The organism is Photobacterium sp. GB-210, assembly GCF_003026075.1.
In the GTDB taxonomy this organism is placed as follows: domain Bacteria; phylum Pseudomonadota; class Gammaproteobacteria; order Enterobacterales; family Vibrionaceae; genus Photobacterium.
This window is the reverse complement of sequence record NZ_PYNU01000002.1, coordinates 302,653-324,115: the sequence shown is the minus strand read 5'-3', so window position 1 is coordinate 324,115 and position 21,463 is coordinate 302,653. Positions and strand designations below refer to the sequence as shown.

The following is a 21,463-nucleotide window of genomic DNA, read 5'->3' as shown; positions in this document are numbered from 1 at the left end:
TATCATCAGCAATTAAAGTGGTTCACAGTTTACTTTAAAACCGTATGCTTTACGCTTTTCTGCCATTTGTTTTGCGCCTTCACCCAACTTGGTAAACATCTCATTACGCTCTTCGGCTGAGGGTTTATCAGTACTCGCATCAATCGCTTGTTGCAGTTCCACGCGCGCTTTATCTTTATCATCCATCAAATAACTATTTTGTGCTAAAGCAATATAAGCCAAACTCCGGCCTAATGGTGTTGCGGTATGGCCTAAGGCTTCTAACTCTGCAGTTGCACCAGATTCACAGGCTTCTAGCTTACCAATCGCTTTTGCGACAGGTGCTAAATCAGCACTCACTACTTCTTTTAATACTTTTTTTGTCGTCTCATTCGCTGCTTTTTCAGTCAATTTACCCACACTGAAAATCCCCACACCTACTGCAACTAATACAACAACAGCTATTAAAACAACTTTATTCATAACGAAAATCCTTATCTAAACAATGTAAATCATAACCAAAAACCATAAATTCTTTGTTAACTAATCATCAAATTCATAATTTCACAGCTAAAAATTCATTAATATCCATACAAAACAGCGGTTGATAATGATAATAGTTATCATTAGTATCTAGTTGACGTTTTTTACTAGGTATAATTTATGAAACATCTATTCCCAAAACTACCCTATGGCTTTAATGCACTAGAACCTTATCTTGATGCAAAAACTGTTGAGATCCACTATAGCAAACACCATAGAGGTTATTTTGATAAGTTTATCGCTGCAATTGAAAATACAGATCTTACTGACCAGCCCATTGAGACCATTTTAAGCAATATATCTCAATACCCTGCAGCAGTGCGTAATAATGGCGGTGGTTTCTATAATCACAACCTCTATTGGCAATGTATGTCACCCGAAGGCGTTCGCCATCCATCAGGTTTGCTTGCAGAAGCAATTAATGCCCATTTTGAAAGTTTTGCTAAGTTTAAAGAGACATTTTCAACATTAGCTGCCAATCATTTTGGTGCCGGATTTATTTGGCTCTCTGTCGTGGATGGACGACTCGAGATCTCAGCAACGCCGAACCAAGACAACCCGTTAATGGATACAGTAACAGTACAAGGGACTCCAATTCTTGCGCTTGATGTATGGGAACATGCTTACTACTTGAGTTACCAAAACGTCCGTCCTGATTACATTAACGCATGGTGGCACTTAGTCGATTGGGAACAAGTTGAGATGAACTACCTTAGCGCGTTACAGGCTTTCTAACCGCAAAACACTACCACTTACAAAGGATAATGACATGGATATTTCAGAGTGGGAAAGACACACCTTAATGGCTGATGATGCTAAGACTAACAATAACCCTTTGATGTCTATTGTTCATTATCAACTCGCGCTATCTATTGCTCAGGAAATCACGGCAGATTCAACTGACACCGAGCAACTAACGGATCTCTTAACGATGAAAGTCGTTTCTTGCCATAACATGGCTAATTTTTGGCGACAACATGGCGATCCAGACTACGAGTTAAAGTATTTACAACTTGCCTCTGAACAAGTTATTGCATTGATCCCACAGTGTAAACAAACGCAATGCCACAGCTATATAAATTCTTTGGGGTGTTGCCAATCTGCATTGATTAGCTTTTTAAAACGACATCCTAACCCTGCTATTGCGAATCAAGTTAAAGCCATTAACAACTATTCAAGTTGTGAGCTCATCGCTTCCTTTAAACTGCATTAATAAAAAATAAGGCTCGTTACATCATTCGATAATAACGAGCCCCATCCCATCCAGTTTTCCATTACTGATTAATAAATCGGACTTTGTCCTAATGAAATCACAACTCGACGATTTAAGTTTCGTCCGATAGGGGTTGAGTTATCAGCAATAGGACGCCGCTTTCCGTACGCTTCTACTTGAACACGCTCGGCAGGTAACCCTAACGATTGAAAATACTGACGCAGTTTGTCAGCTCGTCGCTCTGACATCTCTTGGCTTTCCGTAGTACCGGCAATCGAATCATTAAACGCGGCAACTAAAACCAAATCAATATCGTCAGAATAGCGAACAAAGTCGGCAATTTGAGCCAGACGTTGTTGTGATATTTTATTTAATGTGTCGCTATTTTCACTATAGTGGAGGACAGAAAATGCGATATCTTCAAATCCATAAGGTAATAGCTTACTCAGACATTGGCTAAATGATTGATAACCTTTTTGAAACGAAACGGCAGATAATCCAACCTCTAATGGGCGATTTTGTCGCTGCCAATCTTGATACATAAATGTAGGATTTCGCCCATCTTCTAATTCAGCAAGCATATTCCACACCGTTTTCCCTTGAATATAGCCATCAAACTGCTTAAAAAATTTAAGTCGTGTCATGGTATTGGCTGAATCACCAGGCATCCAACGAGCAGGCATAGAAGTTAGACGTACGTTTCGTGTTTCTCCCATCGGACGATACATTTTTAATTCAAAGGCAACAGATTGTTTTTTGCTGGAACGTGCTACGAACTCACCGTCACCGTAACCCGGTATATGATGTGACAAGCGACACTCTAGCGGCGTATCAACAATAACATTCCACTGTGACTGATTAGGCGATGCGATATATTGCTTTCCCGCCAAACTTGGCAATGAAAACAATAAAATCAATATATACAATGACCTAGGCCATATTTTAAAAATAAGAAATGTCATTATCCAAATGTCTTAATCTAACGTCTCGAAATATAAAGGCTGACTTTTAATTGATACTAATTAAACCTTTCTTTATATCGACCATAACATCCATTGCTTTAACAATTCAGAACCCGTTTCACATTAAGAAAAAAGAGACAGACCATTTTTGTTTATACATCAGATCAAATTGGTATCAAGGGATGGATCTGACATAATAGCCCATTCCTTTATTTTGACAGCAGTGTTATGAGCCAAGATAACGAATTCAATACATTAAAAAGTCGCTTTCGCGGCTACTTTCCCGTCGTCATAGATGTAGAAACCGCGGGATTTAACGCTAAAACAGATGCATTACTTGAAATCTGCGCCGTTACATTACAAATGGATGAAGATGGGTGGCTAAAGCCAGCAACAACCATCCACTTCCATGTATCTCCTTTTGAAGGCGCGATTTTACATAAAGAAGCGTTGGATTTTAATGGGATCCGTGATCCTTTTAGTCCATTACGTGGTGCAGTATCTGAAGAGCACGCTTTAAAAGAAATCTATAAGCAGATCCGTAAAGAACAAAAAGCCTCTGATTGTTCTCGCGCCATTATGGTTGCGCACAATGCAACGTTTGATCACAGCTTTGTTATGGCGGCATCTGAGCGTGCAAAATTAAAGCGTAATCCTTTCCACCCGTTTGCAACGTTTGATACCGCCGCATTAAGTGGGCTTGCATTTGGTCAAACGGTATTAGCGAAAGCATGTCAAACAGCAAATATCACATTTGACAATCGTGAAGCACATTCTGCGCTGTATGATACAGAACGTACCGCTGAGCTATTTTGTGAAATAGTTAACAAATGGAAAAAGTTAGGTGGCTGGCCTTTAATGGCACCTCAAACAGAAGACATGGATAGCAACTAAATCTATCGCCCATCTAAACCGCAAAATTCTCCTCTAAGCTCATATTTTTATGAGCTTTTTTTTTATGCTTTTTTTATTTATAGATTTTTAAATTAAACGTTTTAAACGCTCAATTTAAAAATATGTTAAATACATGAAATTAGCATTAATTTTCACGTAACATTTAGTTAACATAAATGAAATCCGGTCTTATACTCACTCTTGTACTTAATCTTTGTTTTTCCTTTCAGGGACGAATAAGAAGCTAAATAACAACATATAGAGAGGCAGTATAATGTCCGTAAAAAAACGTTATCTCACCATTGCCGTAACCACTGCATTATTTTCAACGCAGGCTTACTCGGCTGGTTTCCAAGTTTCAGAACAATCTGCAACGGGTTTAGGGCGTGCATTTGCAGGTGAAGCTGCTATTGCTGATAACCCTGGTGTTCTTGCACGTAACCCTGCAAGCATGACAAAGTTCGATAAAATGGCTATTTCTGCACAAGGAAGTCTTGTTTTACCTAATATTGATGTCACTGCACATGATGCCCCAGTAGGTGAACAAACAGCCGAAGATGTCGCACCTCTGGCATTTGTACCTTCAACTTACTTTGTTCAACCACTGAATGATCGTTTGTCTTGGGGGATGTCTTTATTCTCTAATTACGGGGTTACAACCGATTACCCTGATGATTTTTATGACGGCACATCCGCAGGTAAAACCTCACTGCTCACCATAAACTTAAACCCAAGTGTTGCCTATAAACTCAATGACCAATGGAGTATCGGTGTTGGTGTTAGTGCTGTTTATGCACATGCTGAGCTTTACCGCCATTACGGTAAGAATGCACTACCGTTTTATCCTGCAATAAAACCCAGCGACAAAACCATTAATATGGAAGGAGAGACATGGGCATTTGGCTGGAATATAGGCACGCTATTTGAAATTGATGAGAATAACCGTTTTGGCTTAGCTTACCGTTCACAAGTTGACCTTGATTTTGACGGTGACTTTACTGATTACTCAGGACAAGTTCTCGGTGCCAATCGCCGTGGTTCAACCATCGACGCAAAACTTGCAGCCCCCCTCCCTGCTACCGCTGAGTTTTCAGGCTTTCACCAACTCAATAACCAATTCGCTTTGCACTACAGTATATTTTGGACCCAATGGAGTAAATTCACTGAGCTAAAAGCGACCAGCAGTGAATGTAACTTTGGGGGACAACTACCCGGTGTCTGCTTATTGAAAGAAGAAAAATATGACGATGCATTCCGCTGGGCTATTGGTAGTACATACAATCTTAATCCACAAATCACGTTACGTGCCGGCTTTGCTTACGATGAGCAAGGCGGTAAAGCAACATTGAGTATTCCAGATACTGACCGCTTCTGGTACTCAGCAGGAGCAAGCTATAAATACAGCGACCAATTGAGTTTTGATCTAGGCGTTAGTTATGTCTACGGCAAAGACGGCACATTTACTGAAGCAGGTGATAGCTTCACCGCAACCAGCGATGCTTTCATCGGTGCCGCGCAAGCTAATTACACTTTTTAACCCAAGACTGAACTAAGAATTGAAAGTAAGGAATACTATGAACAAGCATTTTTTATCGATCATTATAGCTGCTAGCTTGGGACTAACAGGATGTGGTGGCGACAGCAAAACAACGGGCGCCCCTACGATTGATCCCGATACTGCTGACAGCCTAAATGCAGAAACAAAAGTCAACTTTGATATTATCTCAAATCCAAGCTCGCCAGTTATTGTCACCCCGACCTATTTAGCGATGGATCAAGAAGACGGCACATTAAGTATTGAGAGTACCGCAACAGATCCAACAGATATCTCTAATCCTGTCGTTGCTATGGGTGCAACCGATGGTTGGAGTACCAGTCAACCGATTTTGGTAAACTTTACAGGTAATCCATTAAACCCAGACAGTGCGGCTGGAAGTTTCTATCTGATAAAATCAGGCGATCCTACTGACACCTCAGATAGTACAGCCCCTATAAAGCTGGTTGAAGGGCAAGATTATATTGTTCAAGCCTCTGGTGATACATTGACAGCAGTCTTACTTAAGCCCTTAAATCCTGCGAGCAATTATATGTTTGCAGTAACAAACTCACTGGAAGATGATCAAAACAACCCAGTTGGTACCAGCGGCTCTTACGCCACATTAAAATCAACGGCAACACCGCCATCTCCAGCCTTACTTCCCGCTCAAGCAGTGACCCAAGCAACCGAAGCTGCTTTTGCACAAGTAGGGGTTGATAAAGACAACATTATTTTCTCATCGTGGTTTACTACAGCCTCTGTTGGTGATGTGCTTTTTGCCGCTAAATCCGCAACAGCATTAGCGATAAATAGTAAGCCGTCTGATATTTGGAAAGGCACGGCAATCGACAGCAGTATTGATATAACTACCTTAGATACCACCCTATTTAATATTGATGTACCAACGTCTGAAGGAAATACTCCAGGCGGAAAAGGCGAAATTTTCAAGGGAACTATTCACCTACCTTATTTCTTAAGTACCGATCCCAATAATTTCTTAACTACACCTTGGCAAAGTGGTATGCCGAGCCTTGCTAGAATCCAATACGTATTAGCAAATGGTACCGATGCTGAAAAACTTGCCGTTCAAACAAAAATTGCAGAGCTCAATATCGATCCAATCGACTTTGCTAATGTAGCAACAGATCCTGCGGCACAACAACGCGTATTAACCGCATTAACTGGCGCTGAAATTCTCTTACCTGATGGTAAACAATTAGATGAAGCAAGACTGATCACCCGTTACAGCCCTGTACCTAAACTGCGCTCGATTGCCTCAATCGAGTACACTTTAGTATTACCGTCAGATAGTACAAACTGTCCATCAAATAGCGTCACTATTTATCAGCATGGCGTAACTAGTAGTAAAGAAAAATTAATTAAAGAAGAGAATATTGGGGGAGTTAATTCATCCCTTGCTGACAGTATCATAGGTGATCAATGCCGTGCGATCTTTGCGATTAACCTTCCATTGCATGGTGATCGAGATATCGGTGGCGTGACCGCAGCGGACAATCCATCTATTTATTTAAACCTTGGTGCACTAACGGTTGCCCGTGATAATTTACGTCAAAGTACGATTGATGTGATCAATCTAAAAGCATCAATTACACGTCTATTTGTACAAATAGATACTTTGGCACAAAAGGCACCAGATCAACTTGCAAACCTAGGTGCACTAGCAATGTTAAACCCTCAGGCAAAAGTTAACTTTACTGGTCACTCATTAGGTGCAATGACTGGGATTAATGTGGCAAATGTGACCAATCGTCCAACTGGCAACGACGCCGCAGATCAGTTCTTCGCGATTGATCAATTTGCCCTTGCAAATCCTGGCGCTGAGATCCCTTACCTACTCTTAAATTCAGGAGAATTTGGTAATCTCATCAAAGGGAATATTTTAGCAAGCTCAAATGCTGACTTTAAAAACCAATGTGGCGATACACCGATACCACTTTGTTATCAAGGTTATGAAGCAGGACTAATTAGTGATGGTAGTGAAACCTCATTAGCAACGCTAAGCACAATTTATGACTCATTTACACAGTTTGCTTATGCCGCACAAACAGTGCTGGATAGTGTCGATCCTATTAACCATTCGCTATTAGTGCCAAGCACGGCTTCTGTTTACCTAACCCAAGTACAAAATGATCAAACGATCCCTAATCTCACACCACCTGGCACAACAGTAACGGGCACAGAAATTCCTGTTCCTTATTCACCGTTTACAGGCACTACGCCTCTACTCAAAACGATGCAATTGGCACCAACAACCGCATCGATTAATGGCACACTAGTGAGAAATGCGGTGTTATTTAACGCAGGAAGTCATTCATCATTACTCGATCCATCATCGGATACTGCTGTAACAACTGAAATGCAATCAGAAATGCATTCATTTATTAATGGTGATGGCAAAACATTAACTATCACAGATACGTCTGTTTTAAGTTCACAACCTTAACTTATACACCTACCAAAAATCACCAAAGGCTAGCATGCTGCTAGCCTTTTTATTGCCTGATAATCCATTCTAGAACCTCCTTTTAAGTGATTTAAAATCATACAACCTCAATAAAATGTGCGGCAAAACACATTTTGTCCTCGACATGTGCAAAAAATTAAGCAAACTGATAAAAACGGTGTTATTTCACCCCTCTATTTCTGTGATTATGTACTCACTTTGAAACAGTCAAACTCGTGTAGTTCACAATTACCCAATAAAACGGATGGATCAAAGCTTTATGAACCCTGTAGTTATAGCGGTATGTATCATGCTGATACTCGCATTAATGCGAGTGAATGTGGTGGTCGCGCTAACCTTTAGTGCCATTGTTGGCGGCCTTATTGGTGGAATGTCTCTCACTGATGCGGTATCAGCCTTTGAAGGTGGTCTTGGTGGCGGTGCAACCACAGCGCTAAGTTATGCCATGCTCGGTACGTTTGCCGTTGCAATCTCACGCTCTGGTATTACTGATATCTTAGCACAAAAAGTGATCAAGAAAATCAGTGGGCATGATAACGCCGCGGCTGCAACGGGCGTCAAATACAGCGTTCTTATCATTCTAGTCTTACTTGCCATTTCTTCTCAGAACGTTATTCCGGTTCATATTGCTTTCATCCCAATTGTTATTCCGCCACTACTGCATGTCTTTGCCAAACTGAAGCTAGATCGTCGTCTAATTGCTTGTGTACTGACATTTGGTCTAGTTACGCCATACATGGTGCTACCTATTGGCTTCGGTGGTATTTTCTTAAATAACATCTTATTAAAAAACCTACACGATAACGGTTTAGATGTCGTAGCAAGTCAAGTACCTGTCGCAATGATCCTACCTGCATGTGGCATGCTATTTGGTTTACTTCTTGCAACCTTTGTCAGCTACCGTAAACCTCGCGAATATTCTGTTGAGAAAATTCTTGCCAGTGAGCCCGAGAAAAAAGAAATCGACATGCGTCATGTCTATGTCGCAGTTGCTGCTATTTTTGCTGCACTAGGCGCACAATTATACAGTGGCTCGATGATCATCGGTGGCCTTGTTGGCTTTATGGTGTTTACTTTCACGGGCGTCATTAAGTGGAAAGAAACCCATGATGTGTTTACCAAAGGTGTTCATATGATGGCGATGATCGGCTTTATTATGATTGCAGCAGCAGGGTTTGCAGCCGTCATGAAAGCAACTGGCGGGGTTGAAACCTTAGTGAATTCTCTTGAAGCTGTGATTGGTAATAACAAACCTCTTGCTTCACTGCTAATGCTGGTTGTGGGCTTATTAGTCACCATGGGGATCGGTTCTTCGTTCTCCACCATTCCAATTCTAGCCACAATTTACGTACCGCTTTGTCTATCGTTTGGTTTCTCACCAATGGCAACCATTGCGATAGTAGGTACTGCAGCGGCATTAGGTGATGCGGGCTCTCCAGCATCAGATTCAACCTTAGGTCCAACATCAGGTTTGAATGCGGATGGTCAGCACGATCATATTTGGGATTCGGTTGTACCAACATTCATCCACTATAACTTGCCATTAATTGGATTTGGTTGGTTAGCATCTATGGTGCTATAAGCCTTTCCTTAGCGACAAAAAAACCGCCAAATTTGGCGGTTTTTTATTGCCTAAAAGTGAAAGACTTCAAAATCATATCACCTTAAACAATTGGCGTTACAGAAGAATTACTCTGCTGAAGCTGCGTCGCGACGTGCTGCTGCTTCTTTAATTAGTGGCTGAAGCTCACCTTTTTGGAACATCTCAAGAATGATGTCACAACCACCGATCAACTCACCTTCAATCCATAATTGTGGGAATGTTGGCCACTGTGCGTAAATTGGAAGTTCTGCACGGATATCTGGATTTTGCAGAATATCAACGTATGCAAACTTTTCGCCACAGCCCATTAGCGCTTGAGACGCTTGAGATGAGAAACCACAGCTTGGTAGCTTAGGTGAACCTTTCATGTAAAGTAGAATTGGGTTTTCAGCGATCTGCTGCTTGATCTTGTCGATAGTTTCCATAGCTTCCTCGTACAACTTTAATAGTAATTACTTAAACCCTACCATTCTACTTGGTTATCGTCACCAATAAAAATACTTTCCCGCACCTAACCGACTGCTTTTAATCCAATCTTTAATCAGAGCATCATTTAACCTTTATAATTAAAAGGTTATTGACGATTCCTCTAACGAGGTATAGGGTATTTTTTTATAGCCAAGTCTTTTAATAAAGAAAAAACTTGCTAAAATAAAACGGTCAGATTCAAAAAATAAATTAAGTAAGCCTCGATGCTTACTGGAAGCAATAATGTCGTGGCAAACGCCACCAAACCAATATGGAGAATTGAGCAATGGCATTTGAATTACCAGCTCTACCTTTCGCAATGAACGCTCTTGAGCCACACATTTCTCAAGAAACTCTAGAGTACCACTACGGTAAGCACCACAACACTTACGTTGTTAAGCTTAACGGCCTTGTTGAAGGTACAGAGCTTGCTGAAAAGTCACTTGAAGACATCATTAAAACTTCAACTGGCGGTGTATTTAACAATGCGGCTCAAGTTTGGAACCACACGTTCTACTGGAACTGTTTAGCGCCTAACGCTGGCGGCGAACCGACAGGTGAAGTAGCAGCAGCAATCGAAAAAGCATTCGGTTCTTTCGCTGAGTTCAAAGCTAAATTCACAGATTCAGCAATCAACAACTTCGGTTCTTCTTGGACTTGGTTAGTGAAGAACGCTGACGGCTCTCTAGCTATCGTTAACACTTCTAACGCTGGTTGCCCAATCACAGAAGAAGGCGTAACACCGCTACTAACTGTTGATCTATGGGAACACGCTTACTACATCGACTACCGCAACCTACGTCCAAGCTACATGGATGGTTTCTGGTCACTAGTAAACTGGGATTTCGTTGCTAAAAACCTAGCAGCATAATTGCTCATAAAATAAGCGCAAACCCAAAATTAAAGCCGTAAATAGAAGCATCTATTTACGGTTTTTTTGTATCTGAATTCCTATCAGCTAAATTAGAAATATAACCGACATCCAAATAGATATGCGCCAAGATGCAATGATAAGCTAACCATTCACTGACAATTCATATGGCTATTTAATATAAATTAACTAAGATTGACACCCTTATCCTGAAATAAGAGAGTTATACGACGTGCACTACAAAAAGTTATCCCCACTCCTATTTACCCTTATGGCTTTAACAATATCGAACTTTGCTCACGCAAAAGATGACGAGAAACAACAAGCAGTTCCTGTTACTGTCGAGCCTATCTCTACCAAAGAGTTTGTCGCTACATTAAATGAAGTAGGTAAAATCAATGCGATTGATTTTGCTGAACTCACATTCAGTACTCCCGGTAAACTTGTTGCCATAAACTTTAAAGATGGTGATGTGGTTAAAAAAGGTCAACTAATCGCAAAACTAGATAGTAGTAAAGCAAAAGCTGATTTAGATAAAGCGGCAAGTTCTTTAACTACAGCAAGAAACAAAGTAAAACGTGTTGCTGAGTTAAATAGAAAACAACCTGGCGCATTATCTAAGCAAGATTTTGAAGAGCTTCAAGATGCCGCGAACCTTGCAGCGGCCGATTACCGCCAGCAACAAGCCATTTTGAAAGATTATGCCATTACCGCTCCTTTTGATGGTGAACTGACCAACTTCACTAAATCAGCAGGAAGTATGATTGATGCAACAACACCTCTGGTAAGTATTTATAACCTCAACCCTGTTGAAGTCTCCTACACCATTAGCCAAAACGATCTTGGTAAAGCAGTAAAAGGCCAGCCCATCACTGTGACTGTTGAAGCATACAAGGATATGATATTTAACGGTATTGTTGATTACGTCGCACCAGCCGTTAATAAAAACACGGGGCGTGTGGCTATTCATGCTCGTATCGAAAACCCAGATCATATTCTAGCACCCGGTATGTTTGCTCAAGTGAGCCAAATGGTGAATGGTCGAACTAATCGAATTGTCGCGCCACAAAACGCGATTCTTGCTCATAATGAAGATCGTTACGTATGGGTCGTTGATAAAAATAATGTTGCTACTAAGCGTTACCTAACTTTAGGTAACAACCTTAATAATGGCTATGTAATTGTTGAAAAAGGCTTAAAGGTAGATGACATTGTTGTTGTCACTGGTCATCAAAAAATCGATGATGAAACTTTAGTAAATATCATCAAGACTCAAGCATCAACAGCTGATGCACCAGCACAAGAGCAAAAAAAGAAAACAACCGATCCAGCAAAAGCAGGACAGGAAAAAACTAAATCAGTGAAGGAGCAGAGCAATGAGACTACCTGAAGTCTGTATTAAACATCCTGTTTTTGCTTCAGTGTTAAGTATTGCAATTATTCTTATTGGTTTGTTTTCTTTCCAAAAACTTGCAATTCAATATTTCCCTGATCACAACACGCCTAAAGCAACGGTTACCGCCAGTATTGATGGCGCTAGCGCAGACTTCATGTCACGAAATGTCGCAACACATTTAATTAATGCCGCAACAGGGTTAGAAAGCGTCGATATTATGACGACTGACTGTACCCAAGGTAAATGTACATTAAATGTAAAATTTAGCGATGGTATTACTGATGTTGAATATGCGAACTTAATGAATAAGTTACGTAGTAGCATTGAAGCTATCGTTGATTTTCCACCAAGTATGGTTGATAAACCGACGGTTACCGATGATTCCGGTGATAAGGGCTCAGCTAGTAACATTATTACCTTTATCAATAAAGGGAAGATGAGTTCGCAAGAGATGTACGACTTCATTGGCCAGCAAATCAAACCACAGTTTAGACATATTCAAGGTGTTGGTGGGGTATATGGACCGTATGGTGGTGCAGCAAAAGCTGTCCGTGTTTGGCTGAACCCAAACCGTATGATGGCACTCAATGTTAAGCCCGCTGATATTGTAACAACACTCAGTGCATACAGTTCATCATTCACAGTTGGTCAGATCGTTGGTGAAGCGCGTAATTTCCAAATTAACCCAGTGACTCAAGTAACCAGTGTTAAAGATGTACAAGATCTCGTTATCCGCGTCGATGATGGCAACATCATTCGCATCAAAGATGTGGCTGATGTCAAAATGGGTGAAAATAGCCTGACACCAAGCAAACTTAAAGTGAATGGTGAAACTGCAATGTCACTGCAGGTGCTACCACTGAAAAGTGAGAACCCGGTTGATGTAGCTGCTCGTGTAAAAGCTGAAATCACCAAGATGCAGCAACACTTGCCAGATGGCTTAGAAATGAAGATGGTCTATAACCAAGCCGATTTCATTCAAGAATCTATCGACCAAGGCTTCCATACCCTCTTTGAAGCTATCGTTTTAGTATCCGTAATTGTGGTACTTTTCCTTGGTTCACTGCGTATTGCATCAATCCCAATTATCACTATCCCTGTATGTATTATTGGTGTTTTTGCAGTAATGTCATTTCTTGGTTTCAGCATTAACGTGCTGACTATTTTAGCCATTATTCTTGCGATCGGCCTTGTGGTTGATGATGCTATCGTGGTGGTTGAAAATTGTTATCGCTATATAGAAGAAGGTGAAACACCGCTTAATGCCGCCATTAAGGGCAGTAATGAAATTATCTTCCCAGTAATAGCAATGACAATGACCCTTGCAGCGGTTTACCTGCCTATTGGTTTAATGTCAGGTATGACAGCTGATCTGTTCCGCCAATTTGCTTTTACTCTTGCAGCATCAGTGATCATCTCAGGTATGGTTGCATTAACACTGTCACCGATGATGTGTGCGTATTTAATTAAACCGGTAGCACAACAACCTAAATGGTTTGCTGCAATTGATAAGCAGATTCACAAACTATCACTAGGTTACACGAAACAATTATCTAAATGGTTTGATCGTAAAGCATTGATGGGGGGTATTGCACTGGCACTTATCGCACTTTCGGGTGTTGCGGTATGGTCGATGCCACAAGTATTGTTGCCAATAGAAGATACTGGCTTTATTGATGGTAGTTCAGAAGCACCGACCGGTGTCGGTCGTCGTTATCATATTAAGCATAACTCTGAGCTAAATACGGTTATGGAAGATAACAAAGATATTGCTGCGAATTTATCTTATATCGAAGCAACACCATCCAATCATATTTTACTCGAACCTTGGGGCAAACGTACTAAACCGGCAGATGAGATCGTAGCTGAGTTAACTGAAAAAGCAGCAAGTACTCTGTCTGCATACAGTATGTCATTTAGTGTGCGCTCTGCTGATGGTCTAAATGCAGCAACCAATTTGAAACTGCAGCTTAAAACCGTTAATCGAGATAATACAAAGCTCAATGATACGGCTAACCGTATCGTTAAAAAGTTAAGTGAGTATAAAGGCTTAACTCGTGTTAAAAGCTCATTACTTCGAGATCAACTGCGATATGACTTACGCATTGACCGTAACGCAATCATCTTGTCAGGCGTGGCTTATACTGACGTAACCAATGCACTATCGACCTTCCTTGGCTCATTGAAAGCGGCAAACTTACAGGCTGATGACGGCTATACCTACCCTATTCGCGTTCAAGTAAACCGTAAAGATCTGGGTAACTTTGATATTATCGATAAGCTTTATGTAGCGTCAGAATCGGGACAAAATATTCCTTTGTCTGAATTCGTTTCAATTAAAGCAGTAACATCTGAGTCCAGTTTTAAAACTTATATGGGACAAAATAGTGCTGAGATCACAGCGACATTAATGCCAGGTTATACTGCGAGTGATGTCCGTAATTACATTGATGAAAATGTACCTGAGCTACTTGATGACTCACAGAGCTATGCCTACGACGGTGTGGTTAAAGAATTAATGGACTCACAAGATGGTACACAAACGTTATTCTTAATGGCGCTCATTTTCATCTATCTGATCTTAGCTGCGCAATTTGAAAGTTTCGTTGATCCACTGATCATCCTTCTTACCGTTCCTTTGTGTATTGTAGGCGCTGTTTTGACCCTCTGGGTCTTTGGTCAAAGCCTCAATATTTACTCACAAATAGGCTTATTAACCTTAGTCGGATTGGTCACTAAACATGGGATCTTGCTGGTTGAATTTGCCAATGAGCAACGTAAGCATGGTAAAACTGCCATTGAGGCGGCAATCCATAGTGCTCGCTCACGTTTACGTCCAATTTTAATGACATCATTAACCATGATTTTAGGTGCTCTACCCCTGGCATTTGCATCAGGTCCTGGCTCATTAGGTCGCGTAAATATTGGTTTGGTCTTAGTGGGAGGATTAACCGCCGGCACATTTTTCTCACTATTTCTTGTTCCAGTTGCTTATGTCGGGATGAGTAGATTAAGAGAAAAAGACGTACTAAAAACCATCTTAAGTGGCCGTGGTTTCCGTCAACGAAAATAACACTAAATCAACGTTGCTATAAGTAAAAACGCCTGCATCACTGCAGGCGTTTTTTTATTTTCAACTAACGAATATTATGCTTTTTCAGAAAGGATAATACGCAGTGTACGACGAAGTGGCTCAGCAGCACCCCATAGTAGCTGATCACCAACAGTAAAGGCGTTCAGGTAATCATCACCCATCGCAAGTTTACGAAGACGACCAACCGGTACCGATAGTGTACCCGTTACTTTAGCAGGGCTTAACTCTTGCACTGTTACATCACGATCATTCGGGATAACTTTTACCCAATCATTATGTGATGCAATAATTTCTTCGATTTCATCTAGCGGTACATTTTTCTTCAGCTTTAATGTTAGTGCTTGGCTGTGACAGCGCATCGCACCAATACGTACACAAGTACCATCAATTGGGATTGGAGAATCCTCTAAACCAAGAATTTTGTTCGTTTCAACAGACGCTTTCCATTCTTCTTTGCTTTGACCATTTTCACGCTTCACATCGATCCAAGGGATCAAAGAACCGGCTAATGGCGCACCAAACTCTTGTGATGGGAAATCGCTTGAACGTAAGGTATCTGCCACTTTACGGTCAATATCAAGAATCGATGTTGATGGATTCGCGAGCTCGCTTGTCACTGAATCGTTAATCACACCCATTTGGCTGATCAACTCACGCATGTTCTTAGCACCCGCACCAGAAGCTGCTTGATATGTTTGTGACGTCATCCACTCAACAAGTCCTGCCTTATATAGGCCACCGACAGCCATCAGCATTAAGCTAACTGTACAGTTACCACCAACATACGTATTGGTACCATTGTGAATACCTTGCTGAATTTGATCAAAGTTAACAGGATCAAGTGTAATAATTGATTCTGGCTTCATACGTAATGTTGATGCCGCATCAATCCAGTAACCTTTCCAGCCTGCTTGACGTAACGCTGGGTACACTTTTTCAGTGTAGCCACCACCTTGACAGGTAATAATGGCATCAAGTTTTTTTAAGCTTTCTAAATCAAAGGCATCTTGCAGCATACCTGCATCTTTACCTAAATTAGGCGCTGGAATACCAATCTGAGAGGTTGAATAGAATACAGGGTCAATTAGTTTAAAATCACCCTCTTCGACCATACGTTGCATCAGTACAGAACCGACCATACCACGCCAACCAACTAAACCTACTTTCATCATTTGCTACTACACTCCCTGTCGTAATTTAACGGCTGCTGTTTCCATCTATAGAGATTTAAAGGCTTAAAAACAAGCATAATTTTAATATCCACTTCAAAATACTATCGCAAAAAAGAGTAACAATCTTTGTTAATTTATCGATATTTGAATTTCTTATTACTGGTATTAGTTATTTTTATAAGTTCAAAAATGCAACAGCAAAGAAGAATAAAACAGCAAAAAGGCTTAAAAACTAGTACTTAATGTATGTTTTTAACTCTAAATATGAAATTAAACATTCAAGACCATATAATTCAATTAAATACATATCTTTGAAAACCCCCGGCTATCCTGATAATCTCTCTAACCTAACTTTATTGGATATATTATTTATAAAATGAATGTATTTTGGTTTTTTAAACTAATTTAAACATTATCTTTATGTTTTGAAATAAATAACCAGAATAATAAAACCAATATAAAAACACAAAATAAAAACCATTATTTAACAAAATAAACACAAAAAAGCAGCACTTTTGCTCATCTTTTAAAGCAAAAGACTCAGGTCACATATAGAAACATTATTTATCGCGGTTTTAAGGCTAGCTGCTACAGTAGCCGAAGTTTGTTACAAGCTGTGATGCATGTGATTTATTAACCAGTATAGAAATATTCATTACTGACTTTGGGCTAGCAGCTCATTTACAGGTACGATAAACAAGGTTAGAAGTATGGAAAAACAGACTGTCGTGAAACTACCCTCGTTGATGCAAGTTCTTGTTGCTCTCGGTATTTTCCTTGCACTAGCATTCTCATTTACCGCTAAGTTAAATTTACCTATTCAACTAGCACTCTACATCGGCTGGTTCATTATCATTGGGTTAGGTATAAAACTAGGCCATGATTACAAATCATTAGAAAAAGCCGCCACAAAAGGTATTGCTAATGGTCTCGGTGCCGTATTAATTCTGCTTGCGGTTGGTGCGCTTGTGGGTACTTGGATTGCAGGTGGTATTGTTCCAACCATTATTTACTACGGTCTAAAAGCCATCCACCCATCCATTTTCTTGTTAGCAACAATGATCATTTGTTCATTAACAGCGTTAGCAACCGGTACTTCTTGGGGTGCAGCAGGTACGGCAGGTATCGCTATGATGGGGATTGGCCAAGGTTTAGGTATTCCCGCTCCGATGACTGCTGGTGCTGTTCTTTCTGGCTGTTACTTCGGCGATAAAATGTCACCACTATCAGATTCTGTGATCTTGGCATCTTCTATGTCTAACGTTGAAATCATGGAACATATCAAAGGTATGCTGCCTATCTCACTGATCAGTTACGTGATCACGGCCATTCTATTTACTGTTGTGGGTTACCACTACTCAGGCAATGTAGATATGACGCAAGTTGATTCAGTGATTCAAGCAATGGATAAGCAATTTGTTATCTCACCATTGTCTTTTATTCCTGTGGCTATTGTCTTGGTGTTACTGGCTTTACGCTTACCATCATTCCCTGTTATTACACTAGGTTCTCTATTGGGTATTATTTGGGCAGTGATGATCCAAGGTATGGATCCTTTAGTTGCCTTTAATACTGCATGGGCACCATTTTCTATTAGCTCTGGTGTTGAGTTTATTGATGCGATCCTAAACCGTGGTGGTATGTCGTCAATGCTTGGCTCAGTCGCCGTGATCATCTTCGGTCTTGGTTTTGGTGGTCTATTAGATAAGGTCGGTGTACTGCAAACTATTGCCCGTCTTTTTGAAAAACGCGTAAATTCCGCAGGTAGCCTATCCGTTTCCACTATTGCTACTGCTTTTCTAGGTAACGTATTTGGTTCTGCGATGTATGTTTCGCTGATCCTTACACCTAAAATTTGTGCAAAAAATTACGACCGTCTAGGCTACCAACGTAAGAACCTTTCTCGTAACGCTGAGTTTGGTGGTACGTTGACCTCAGGTATGGTGCCGTGGAGTGATAACGGTATTTATATGGCAAGCATTTTAGGTGTTGCTACGTTCTCATACGCACCATTTATGTGGTTAAGCTTCGTTTGTATTATCGTAACCATTGTCTGTTCATTCATGGGGTGGTTTGTGGATCGCTGTCCACCAGCATCAGAAGCCCAATTAGCACAAGATGATGAAGAAGAAGCACTTGCTGTTAAACAGTTAACTTCATAATATTTATTAAGCATAAAGAATAAGCCCCATTATATTAGCCAATATAATGGGGCTTATTTGTTTCTATACCTATTACTCATTTCGTCGTTCAACCCTTCCTTCCGTTACAAAAAAATCAATAATAACCTCGAGTTCCCACCGCTGCGTGTAGTCATTGTCTTTATTCACTAAAACCGTGCATAAACAGGTACATACTCATACCTTTTTCCTTAATAGCGCATCGTGACGTAACGGATTTAGATCTTGTCATTATGGCGCCTGCTATCTACCTCATGGGGTCACAAGTTCAATACATGGGACGTATCATGGGGCCTATTGGTACTGAAGGTCGTTATATCCCAGTTATGATTGCAATTTCAGTGCTAAATGCCTTCGCTGCTATGTTTGTGATGAATATCTTAGTGTGAATATTTAACTTGCCGTGGGCCCTTTCACGGCAAGCCTTTTCATTGCATGAACTTTTCATAATAGCGCTGCATATTTGCTTTTATTCTTCACCTATTGATCATTACACAGCCCTTATTTGGAGCTTTATATGTCTTTTTCTCTTGATGCTTACTTAGAAGAACTTCGTCCTTTAATCAATATTGACTGCGGTACGCTAACCGTTGACGGTATTAATGCTATTGCTGAGACCATGGCAACAAAATACCAAGATCTGGGATGGCACATTAAACGTGTCGATTGTGGTATTGCAGGAACTGGCCTAGAAATTCGTAACAAACCTGAAGCCGACCATATTGATGCCATGCTGATCGGCCACATGGATACCGTATTTCCTGTTGGTACAGCAGCTGCTCGCCCAATGACAACCGATGAAACAAAAGCTTATGGCCCCGGGGTTTCTGATATGAAATCAGGGTTATTAAATATTGTTTACGCACTACGTGGTTTAGATCAGCAGATCTTAGATAAACTTTCTATCTGTGTATGCATGAACCCAGATGAAGAAATTGGCTCATTACATTCTGAAGCATGGCTTAAAAGTGTCGCCGTTAATGCAAAGCATGTTTTCGTCGCTGAAGCGGCTCGCGCTGACGGCTCTTTAGTTAAAGCCCGTAAAGGTATGGCACGCTATCGCTTAAGCTTCCATGGTAAAGCAGCACATGCAGGAAATGAACCTGAAAATGGCCGTAGTGCAATCAGTGAGATGGCACACTGGATCATTGCGATCAATGAGCTAACCAATTTCGTTTCTGGTACTACTTTTAATGTGAGTGTAGTTAAAGGGGGAGCTGGTGCCAATATTGTGGCTGATTTTGCTGAAGCGATTGTTGATGTACGTTTCTGGGACAACGATGAGTATGCAGCCGCAGATCAGAAAATTCGTGCACTGTGTGATACTCCTTTTACTCCGAACATCACAGTTATTGCTGAGCGTGAAGCGCATAAACCATCGATGGTGCCAAGCCCACAAACAGAGCGATTAATGGCACAAGTTGAAGCGATCGGTAAAGACTTGGGTATTGATATTACATGGCAAGCCGTCGGTGGTGGATCTGATGCAAACCTAACTGCAGTGTTAGGTGTTCCAACATTAGATGGTCTAGGTCCTATTGGTGCAGGTTTCCACAGTGCTGATGAATGGCTAGATCTCACTTCGATTGAGCCGCGTATCCGTTTATTACAACGTATTTTAGAAAAGTTAGCAGCGTAAAAACAACAAAAGGCTGCATCAATGCAGCCTTTTGTTCTCTTTGGATGTAGCTAACTCCACCCGTAGAGAACAACACAACCCGTTCAAGTTTTCTTTGCTAAACCACTCCTGATTTAGCCCGTTTTTGTGAATATCTCGGCCTTTCCTGCTGATATCTGGGCACTATGTAAATTGTCTAATTTAAATTGTATAGCCCTAATTGGATGACGCCATAAGTAACGTGGAAATGTCCAACGTAACACATGGATCATTTGTAATCGTTTGGCAGATTGGTAGCAATGCCCAATACAATGCGAACAACTTGGCTTATCATCACCTAGTCGACAACCTGTTACGCGCTCCTCAACATACTCGATAAGACTTTCACATTCAGGACAAATAATTGCCCCACGGTGCAACGTTTTACAATATAGGCGAATCATCGCTTTCACTGCGTTCAGTTCACGTTGCGATCGAACTGAATGATTGTTTTGAACTATCATAGTGGCGTTATTATCCACTGGGGCCATAAAGATCCAATGATAAAGATCAATTTTTTCAAGAAATCGTAAATTTATAAGCAAATATCGAAATACGAGCCAAAAAATTGATTAAAAGACATACTTTAATACATTGTTCAAAAAAAGAACTGAATGTGAAAATGACCTTCTACGCATTTTCATAAATACTTAAACTGGAGTTATACTCCAATTTTTATGTCTGTTGACGGAAAAGTACATCGCTTAAAGTAATACCTCTTAATCATTTATCACCTTTGTTGCTAATCAATATTGTTGAGGATTCTATGATTCCATTTTCTCTCGATTTAAAAACAATCAAAGCTGTTATTTTTGATTTAGATAACACCTTGGTTACTTCAAACATAAACTTTTCTCAGTTACGCAAACAACTAGGCTGTCCTCAAGATATCGATTTATTAAGTTATATTGAAACGCTTAACGCTGATCAAAAGATGCATGCCAATAATATTGTTTTTGAACATGAGCTTTCTGATGCAGAAAGCTCTTTTCCCATGATTGGCTGCCATGAACTACTGATATATTTGCAAACAAATAAGATTAAAACAGCAATCATTACCAGAAACTGCTTGGCTGCAACCCACAGAAAACTCATTCAGAATCAAATCAGTGTTGAACGTGTAATTACCCGCGAATGTTTTCCACCGAAACCCAATCCAGCCTCTTTAGAATCATTAGCAAAGGATTGGGGACTGATGAGTAATGAAATACTTTACGTTGGTGATTATTTTTATGACTTGCAAGCAGCTTATAACGCTAGGATGCCGTCTTGCTTGGTCCATCATGGTAAGGCGTTAGCGTTTAGTGATGCAGCGTCATTAGCTTTAAATGAGCTAAGCGATTTACTTGTTCAATTTCAATCAGTAAAGAAGAACTAACAAGACCATCATAAAGATAGTCTTGTTAAAT

18 protein-coding genes are annotated in these 21,463 nt (G+C 40.5%); 13 read left to right on the top strand and 5 right to left on the bottom strand.

The genetic code is table 11. The features are described 5' to 3' along the window. Positions 1 to 12: 12 nt before the first annotated feature. Entirely contained in the window at positions 13 to 462 is a 450-nt protein-coding gene (locus C9J38_RS05105; protein WP_107206146.1) for a hypothetical protein, read from the bottom strand. Between the two features lie 180 nt (positions 463 to 642). On the opposite strand from C9J38_RS05105, the gene C9J38_RS05100 reads away from it, so the two are divergent. Together C9J38_RS05100 and C9J38_RS05095 are read left to right on the top strand one after the other, a co-directional pair. Further along, positions 643 to 1,257 carry a superoxide dismutase gene (locus tag C9J38_RS05100; protein WP_107206145.1) on the top strand — a complete coding sequence of 205 codons (615 nt, stop codon included), beginning with the start codon at positions 643 to 645 and terminating at the stop codon, positions 1,255 to 1,257. Between the two features lie 34 nt (positions 1,258 to 1,291). Further along, positions 1,292 to 1,735, top strand: a complete 444-nt coding sequence (locus C9J38_RS05095) for a DUF2753 family protein (protein WP_107206144.1) — start codon at positions 1,292 to 1,294, stop codon at positions 1,733 to 1,735. 68 nt (positions 1,736 to 1,803) lie between these two features. Here C9J38_RS05095 and C9J38_RS05090 read toward each other — a convergent pair whose 3' ends face one another. Then, positions 1,804 to 2,697 carry an OmpA family protein gene (locus C9J38_RS05090; RefSeq protein ID WP_107206143.1) on the bottom strand — a complete coding sequence of 298 codons (894 nt, stop codon included), beginning with the start codon at positions 2,695 to 2,697 and terminating at the stop codon, positions 1,804 to 1,806. A 228-nt stretch (positions 2,698 to 2,925) separates the two neighbouring features. On the opposite strand from C9J38_RS05090, the gene rnt reads away from it, so the two are divergent. The 4 genes from rnt to C9J38_RS05070 all read left to right on the top strand — a co-directional run bounded on the left by rnt (position 2,926) and on the right by C9J38_RS05070 (position 9,195). Continuing rightward, positions 2,926 to 3,591, top strand: coding sequence for a ribonuclease T (gene rnt / locus C9J38_RS05085; RefSeq protein WP_107206142.1), 666 nt, complete (start codon positions 2,926 to 2,928; stop codon positions 3,589 to 3,591). Between the two features lie 274 nt (positions 3,592 to 3,865). Next, positions 3,866 to 5,128 (top strand): outer membrane protein transport protein, encoded by a 1,263-nt coding sequence (locus tag C9J38_RS05080; RefSeq protein WP_107206141.1) that lies wholly within the window; start codon positions 3,866 to 3,868, stop codon positions 5,126 to 5,128. A gap of 37 nt (positions 5,129 to 5,165) precedes the next feature. Beyond that, complete coding sequence (locus C9J38_RS05075) at positions 5,166 to 7,592, top strand: VolA/Pla-1 family phospholipase (RefSeq protein WP_107206140.1); 2,427 nt, start codon at positions 5,166 to 5,168, stop codon at positions 7,590 to 7,592. Positions 7,593 to 7,872: 280 nt separating this feature from the next. Next, on the top strand, positions 7,873 to 9,195 hold the full coding sequence (locus C9J38_RS05070; RefSeq protein ID WP_107206139.1) for a Na+/H+ antiporter family protein: 1,323 nt from the start codon (positions 7,873 to 7,875) through the stop codon (positions 9,193 to 9,195). 107 nt (positions 9,196 to 9,302) lie between these two features. Here C9J38_RS05070 and C9J38_RS05065 read toward each other — a convergent pair whose 3' ends face one another. Continuing rightward, positions 9,303 to 9,641 carry a Grx4 family monothiol glutaredoxin gene (locus C9J38_RS05065; RefSeq protein WP_107206138.1) on the bottom strand — a complete coding sequence of 113 codons (339 nt, stop codon included), beginning with the start codon at positions 9,639 to 9,641 and terminating at the stop codon, positions 9,303 to 9,305. A 329-nt stretch (positions 9,642 to 9,970) separates the two neighbouring features. Between C9J38_RS05065 and sodB the strand changes: the two genes are divergently transcribed. The 3 genes from sodB (at position 9,971) to C9J38_RS05045 (ending at position 15,024) form a co-directional block, all read left to right on the top strand. Then, positions 9,971 to 10,555 (top strand): superoxide dismutase [Fe], encoded by a 585-nt coding sequence (gene sodB, locus C9J38_RS05055; RefSeq protein ID WP_107206136.1) that lies wholly within the window; start codon positions 9,971 to 9,973, stop codon positions 10,553 to 10,555. 232 nt (positions 10,556 to 10,787) lie between these two features. After that, positions 10,788 to 11,945, top strand: coding sequence for an efflux RND transporter periplasmic adaptor subunit (locus C9J38_RS05050; RefSeq protein ID WP_107206135.1), 1,158 nt, complete (start codon positions 10,788 to 10,790; stop codon positions 11,943 to 11,945). Continuing rightward, positions 11,932 to 15,024: an efflux RND transporter permease subunit gene (locus tag C9J38_RS05045; RefSeq protein ID WP_107206134.1), complete on the top strand. Its 3,093-nt coding sequence runs from the start codon at positions 11,932 to 11,934 to the stop codon at positions 15,022 to 15,024. Before C9J38_RS05050 ends, C9J38_RS05045 begins: the two co-directional genes overlap by 14 nt. 74 nt (positions 15,025 to 15,098) lie before the next feature. On the opposite strand, the gene asd is transcribed toward C9J38_RS05045, so the two are convergent. Next, a complete protein-coding gene (gene asd / locus C9J38_RS05040; RefSeq protein WP_005368890.1) occupies positions 15,099 to 16,217 on the bottom strand; it encodes an aspartate-semialdehyde dehydrogenase in 1,119 nt (372 codons plus the stop codon). Positions 16,218 to 16,927: 710 nt separating this feature from the next. Between asd and nhaC the strand changes: the two genes are divergently transcribed. The 3 genes from nhaC (at position 16,928) to C9J38_RS05030 (ending at position 20,036) form a co-directional block, all read left to right on the top strand. Further along, positions 16,928 to 18,379: a Na+/H+ antiporter NhaC gene (nhaC, locus tag C9J38_RS05035; RefSeq protein ID WP_107206133.1), complete on the top strand. Its 1,452-nt coding sequence runs from the start codon at positions 16,928 to 16,930 to the stop codon at positions 18,377 to 18,379. 251 nt (positions 18,380 to 18,630) lie between these two features. Continuing rightward, entirely contained in the window at positions 18,631 to 18,786 is a 156-nt protein-coding gene (locus C9J38_RS21745; RefSeq protein WP_158259266.1) for a hypothetical protein, read from the top strand. 128 nt (positions 18,787 to 18,914) lie between these two features. After that, positions 18,915 to 20,036, top strand: coding sequence for a M20 family metallopeptidase (locus tag C9J38_RS05030; RefSeq protein ID WP_107206132.1), 1,122 nt, complete (start codon positions 18,915 to 18,917; stop codon positions 20,034 to 20,036). A gap of 113 nt (positions 20,037 to 20,149) precedes the next feature. Here C9J38_RS05030 and C9J38_RS05025 read toward each other — a convergent pair whose 3' ends face one another. Further along, entirely contained in the window at positions 20,150 to 20,518 is a 369-nt protein-coding gene (locus tag C9J38_RS05025) for a nitrous oxide-stimulated promoter family protein (protein WP_107206467.1), read from the bottom strand. Between the two features lie 302 nt (positions 20,519 to 20,820). On the opposite strand from C9J38_RS05025, the gene C9J38_RS05020 reads away from it, so the two are divergent. Continuing rightward, positions 20,821 to 21,432, top strand: coding sequence for an HAD family hydrolase (locus tag C9J38_RS05020; RefSeq protein WP_107206131.1), 612 nt, complete (start codon positions 20,821 to 20,823; stop codon positions 21,430 to 21,432). Positions 21,433 to 21,463: the final 31 nt, after the last annotated feature.

Bases quoted from the DNA above. Each gene is read 5' to 3' on its own strand.
- C9J38_RS05105 (WP_107206146.1), bottom strand. From the start codon at position 462: ATGAATAAAGTTGTTTTAATAGCTGTTGTTGTATTAGTTGCAGTAGGT.
- C9J38_RS05100 (WP_107206145.1), top strand. From the start codon at position 643: ATGAAACATCTATTCCCAAAACTACCCTATGGCTTTAATGCACTAGAA.
- C9J38_RS05095 (WP_107206144.1), top strand. From the start codon at position 1,292: ATGGATATTTCAGAGTGGGAAAGACACACCTTAATGGCTGATGATGCT.
- C9J38_RS05090 (WP_107206143.1), bottom strand. From the start codon at position 2,697: ATGACATTTCTTATTTTTAAAATATGGCCTAGGTCATTGTATATATTG.
- rnt (WP_107206142.1), top strand. From the start codon at position 2,926: ATGAGCCAAGATAACGAATTCAATACATTAAAAAGTCGCTTTCGCGGC.
- C9J38_RS05080 (WP_107206141.1), top strand. From the start codon at position 3,866: ATGTCCGTAAAAAAACGTTATCTCACCATTGCCGTAACCACTGCATTA.
- C9J38_RS05075 (WP_107206140.1), top strand. From the start codon at position 5,166: ATGAACAAGCATTTTTTATCGATCATTATAGCTGCTAGCTTGGGACTA.
- C9J38_RS05070 (WP_107206139.1), top strand. From the start codon at position 7,873: ATGAACCCTGTAGTTATAGCGGTATGTATCATGCTGATACTCGCATTA.
- C9J38_RS05065 (WP_107206138.1), bottom strand. From the start codon at position 9,641: ATGGAAACTATCGACAAGATCAAGCAGCAGATCGCTGAAAACCCAATT.
- sodB (WP_107206136.1), top strand. From the start codon at position 9,971: ATGGCATTTGAATTACCAGCTCTACCTTTCGCAATGAACGCTCTTGAG.
- C9J38_RS05045 (WP_107206134.1), top strand. From the start codon at position 11,932: ATGAGACTACCTGAAGTCTGTATTAAACATCCTGTTTTTGCTTCAGTG.
- asd (WP_005368890.1), bottom strand. From the start codon at position 16,217: ATGATGAAAGTAGGTTTAGTTGGTTGGCGTGGTATGGTCGGTTCTGTA.
- nhaC (WP_107206133.1), top strand. From the start codon at position 16,928: ATGGAAAAACAGACTGTCGTGAAACTACCCTCGTTGATGCAAGTTCTT.
- C9J38_RS21745 (WP_158259266.1), top strand. From the start codon at position 18,631: ATGGCGCCTGCTATCTACCTCATGGGGTCACAAGTTCAATACATGGGA.
- C9J38_RS05030 (WP_107206132.1), top strand. From the start codon at position 18,915: ATGTCTTTTTCTCTTGATGCTTACTTAGAAGAACTTCGTCCTTTAATC.
- C9J38_RS05025 (WP_107206467.1), bottom strand. From the start codon at position 20,518: ATGATAGTTCAAAACAATCATTCAGTTCGATCGCAACGTGAACTGAAC.
- C9J38_RS05020 (WP_107206131.1), top strand. From the start codon at position 20,821: ATGATTCCATTTTCTCTCGATTTAAAAACAATCAAAGCTGTTATTTTT.